Annotated in this window: 1 protein-coding gene; it reads right to left on the reverse strand. The window is 71.7% G+C overall.

Translation table 11 applies throughout. The annotated features are described in order from the left end of the window. Window positions 1-276: SUMF1/EgtB/PvdO family nonheme iron enzyme (locus tag SB772_RS40490; RefSeq protein WP_410838582.1), on the reverse strand; the 276-nt coding region annotated here is incomplete at both ends.

A 276-nucleotide genomic window follows, 5' to 3' on the forward strand; every position in this document is an offset into this window, starting at 1 on the left:
CGAGGCCCGCGTGGCCGTCCTCGGCCGTGTTCAGCACCGGGAACACGCCCTGCCAGTAGTTCGCGGCGGGCTTGCCGTTTGCGTCGGCGGGCGCGGCGTCGAGACTCGCGTCCTGATGGCCCGCCTTGCCCGCGTATTCCCATTCGGCTTCGGTCGGCAGATCGCGGCCGAGCCAGTGCGCGTAGGCGAGCGCGTCGTGCAGCGTGACGAGCGTGACGGGCAGGTTGCCCTTGCCGTCGACATTGCTGCCCGGCCCTTGCGGATGCCGCCACGTCG

It is taken from the genome of Paraburkholderia sp. SIMBA_030 (genome assembly GCF_046535245.1).
Taxonomy (GTDB): domain Bacteria; phylum Pseudomonadota; class Gammaproteobacteria; order Burkholderiales; family Burkholderiaceae; genus Paraburkholderia.